At 65.8% G+C, this 3,622-nt stretch carries 1 protein-coding gene; it reads right to left on the bottom strand.

Going from position 1 to position 3,622, the window contains the following annotated elements:
- Positions 1 to 124 precede the first annotated feature (124 nt).
- Positions 125 to 3,622 (bottom strand): RHS repeat-associated core domain-containing protein (locus AB0O00_RS32715; RefSeq protein ID WP_363657995.1); only part of this gene is annotated, 3,498 nt, incomplete at its 5' end.

The following is a 3,622-nucleotide window of genomic DNA, read 5'->3' as shown; positions in this document are numbered from 1 at the left end:
AGCGCTTCCTGCAGATCGGCCACGGCTTCGCCAGTGTCACCTGGTCGTAGCGGTGCAGTGATTCTGTTCATGCCGTTTCTCCAGAAAAGGGGTTTGAGTCGGAGAGGATGCTGACTGCTGTTCGTTACTTGCGGGTGTATAGGCCTACCTTCCGACGCATTTCGTTCGATTGAGCGATGGCGTCACCTTCGCTTCGATTCGATCTCATAATCTCCGCTCTGAGTCGGACTCGCTCTCCGGGAGGAACCTGTGACAGTGGGGTGCGGTGACCCACGTCGTAATCGCCTGGGCCTTGCCAGCGCTCACCTACCTCTTGGGCTTTTTCCCGCATTTTTGGCGTCACGCCTCGATAGGCGCCGGGCGCGTTGTTAACCTTTGGGGCGAACGCTTTTCCTGAGCGGGTTCCGACCTGATCAATCGGAATGATCGCTTCCGTAGGGACATCGGGCCTTACGCTGGGCGACGCAGGGGTGCCTTGCTCCACGATGGCCGCTTCCGCAGTACTGGACTCCACGACAGCCGCTTCCGCGGCAGCTGGCACCTGCGTCGCGAGGGCGCTCTCCGCGACCACCGGTGCTACCACGATCACTGCGCTCTCCGTCACGGTCAGTGTCGTCTGCATCGCCTGGTAGTTCTCTTTGAGCTCGTGCTCCTGCAGCGTCGTTGGGAACGCTACCGGTGTGTTGGCTCGCAAGGGTGTAAGCGCCCAGCGCGCAATGTATTTGGCTCCGGGGAGTGACGTGCCGTGGCCGATCCCTTCGACTACTCGGTCGAGCGCCCAATTTCGGGCACCGGCCTTGGCTGCTTCGAATTTCTCAGCCTTTCCAACGATCGCCGGCGCTTTAGTTTGTGCACGTTGCGCCCGACCTTGACTTAGGCGACGTTGTTGCTGAAGCGCCGTGCTGGCCGAAGGTCGTTGCTTCGATCCCAGGTCTTGCGGCACATCATCGACCTGCTTGTACACGTCGCCGATCTCGTCAGGTGTCATCCGACCAGATTGATGGCGATCCTTCTCGTACTCGGCCTGAGCCGCTTGCGACATCTCGCCACCAGGATCGCTGAGAGCGATCGGGTTTCCCCGCACGAAGCAATAGAGGTTCGGCCCGTCAACTGGGCCGGCCGGATCACAGCTCGTCCAGCGTCCCAGCCACGACGCGTAGTACCGCGCGCCGTGATAGCTGAGCCCCGTCTCCTCGTCGCGTTCCTTGCCTGTGTAGCGGTATCGCTTCGGTGTTTCCGTCTGGCTGCTGACGGCCTGGTAGGAGGTGCTTCCGTACGGGGTGTATTCCTCGTAGGAGATGATCCGGGCCTGGTCGTCGAGTTCGAGGGCGGCGGAACCGAGGTGGTTGCCGTACTGGTAGCGGGTCAGCTGGGGCGTGGCTGTGTCGGTGCCGGCGGTGTCGAGGGTGCGGGTCTCGACCAGGGCGATGCAGCGGTCGCCGTCCATCACGTGCAGGGTCTCGCGTTCCAGGCGTTCGTTGCCCTGCCGGCGGCGGTAGATCTCGAAGCCGCCCAGGTAGATCCGTTCCTCCACCAGGCCGGGCGACTTCTCCCAGATCTTGCGTACGCGCTGTCCGGCGGCGTCGTAGACGTAGTACGCCGTGCCGCCGCCCAGGTCGGTGCGTTGCAACTGGTCGTGGTGGTCCCAGTGGAGGTTGGAGTCGGGGTCGGTGCCGCCGAGGTGCGGCAGGCGGGTCATGTTGCCGTGGGCGTCGTAGCGGTAGCGCTCGGCGGGAGCGGGCTGGTCGCCGTCGCTGAGGACGGTGTCACTGAGTCGGTTGCTGGTCTTGCTGGCTGTCCCGGCGGTGCCGTCCTCCAGCAGGCTGGTTTCGGTGTGGTGGTAGCTGCGGGTCCAGCCGGGGTGTGTCGGGTTCGCGGTGATGTGCCGCATGGTCAGGATGTTGCCAGCGGCGTCGTACTCGTACCGTTCGGTGTAGGTGCCCATGGCGCCGCCGTCGCCGGGGTGGGGCAGGCGTGAGCGGAGGGCGTCGTCGGGGGAGTGCGGGATAGCTGCGCCGCTCTGGCTGAGGTGTTCGCGGCCGGTGGCCTCGGTGAGCCTGTAGAGCGGGTCGTAGGTGTACTCGGAGCTGGGCTCGATGCGTCGGTTGGCGAAGAAGACCTGCTGCTGTGCGTCGTCCTGGATGCGCGTAATGTTGCCGATCGGGTCGTGGGTGTAGTGCAGGTTCTGGATCTGTCGGCCTGGCCAGGCCGAGAGCGGCGGCTGCGGGTCGTCGGCGGGGAACTTTGCAGCCGTGCGCGTGGTCAGGAGGTGGATCAGCCGGAAGGTGAGCGGATCGTATGCGTAGGTCGTGCTCGCGTTGTTGCCGTGGTCGATCCGCAGGCGTCGCCCCTTGGCGTCGTAGTCGATGTTGTCGATGAATGGCGTCCAGACCGCTTCGCCGTTCGCGGTGACGCCCCGCAGGTTGACGTCGACCCGTTCCAGCAGGTTCGCCTCGTTGTAGCCGGGCCGAATCACGCTGGCCCGCATCAAGGGGGTGTGTGGGGTGGTCACCGTGACGGGGCGGTCGAGCGCGTCGTAGGTGGTGAGGCTGGTGTAGTTGTCAGCTTCGAGAGTGGGGGCGAGGGCGGTTTCGAGCGCGGCCGGGGTGAAGGCAGCCGTGGCTGCCGCTGGGAGGGCGAGGTGGTCGGCGTCGACGGTTTGCCAGTCCACGACCGAGCGGTAGCGGGTGCCTTCGGTCAACCTTCTCGACGTGCGGAGCGGGTTGCCCTTGGCGTCACGGGTCTCGGTGACGGCGGCGCCGGCCTGGTCGAGGTGCAGGTGGAGGGCGCCGCGCAAGTTGCGTGCTTCCGCGTCCGGATGCTGTTCGCCGTACACCCGGCGCTCGGTGAGCACCTCCTTGCCCGGGTTCGAAGGGTCGGCGCCGGTGACGTATGACCTCAGAATCCGGCGGAGCGGGTCGTAGCCGGTGCGGAAGCTGTGGCCGCGCCCGTCCCAGGTGCGCAGGGGCTTGCCGACGGCGTCGTTGAGCATCCACCGGGCGCCCGCTTCCATGCTGTGCTGGTGAATGCGGTGGCCGAGTAGGTCGTAGGCGTAGCGCATGACGATCCGGCCGAACGGGTCGTCGGCCTGGACGTCGGCGTCGCGTACGGTGCGCTGGTTGCCTTCGATGTCGAGCTCGACCCTGCTCGAGAGGAGCAGATGCTGACCGGACTGCGCCGGGTCGGGGCCGTTGTCGGTGACGGTCAGAAAGGGCCGGCCGAGGACATCGATGTGCACGGTTGTCGGGGTGTCGGCGTGCAGCTTTGCCTTGGCTGCCGCGGCTTGCTCTGCGGTGCCGAGCGCCCCGGCCTCGCGCTGGGCGTGCCAGGTCTGCCAGGACGGCACGTTTGGGCCCGTCGGCAGGTTGGCGAAGTACCCGGCGACGTAGCCGGTGATGTCCTTATCGGTGCGTGGATCGTGCATGACGGTGTCGTTGGGATCCCAGGTGGTTTGCTGCCAGGGGTCGAACGTCACCTTCTGGTAGGTGTGGTTCGGATGCAGGGTGGCGACGATCCGCCCGAGCGGGTCGTAGAACAGGACGGGGCTGACGCCGGTCTTCACACCGAACTCGAAGCGGTGGGTGCGGCTGAAGAAGGGCTCGTACTCGCGGACGGGCTTGCC

The organism is Kitasatospora sp. NPDC093558 (assembly GCF_040683475.1).
In the GTDB taxonomy this organism is placed as follows: Bacteria; Actinomycetota; Actinomycetes; order Streptomycetales; family Streptomycetaceae; genus Kitasatospora.
Note: the sequence above shows the minus strand (reverse complement) of the source record. Positions and strands in the feature narration are given on the sequence as shown.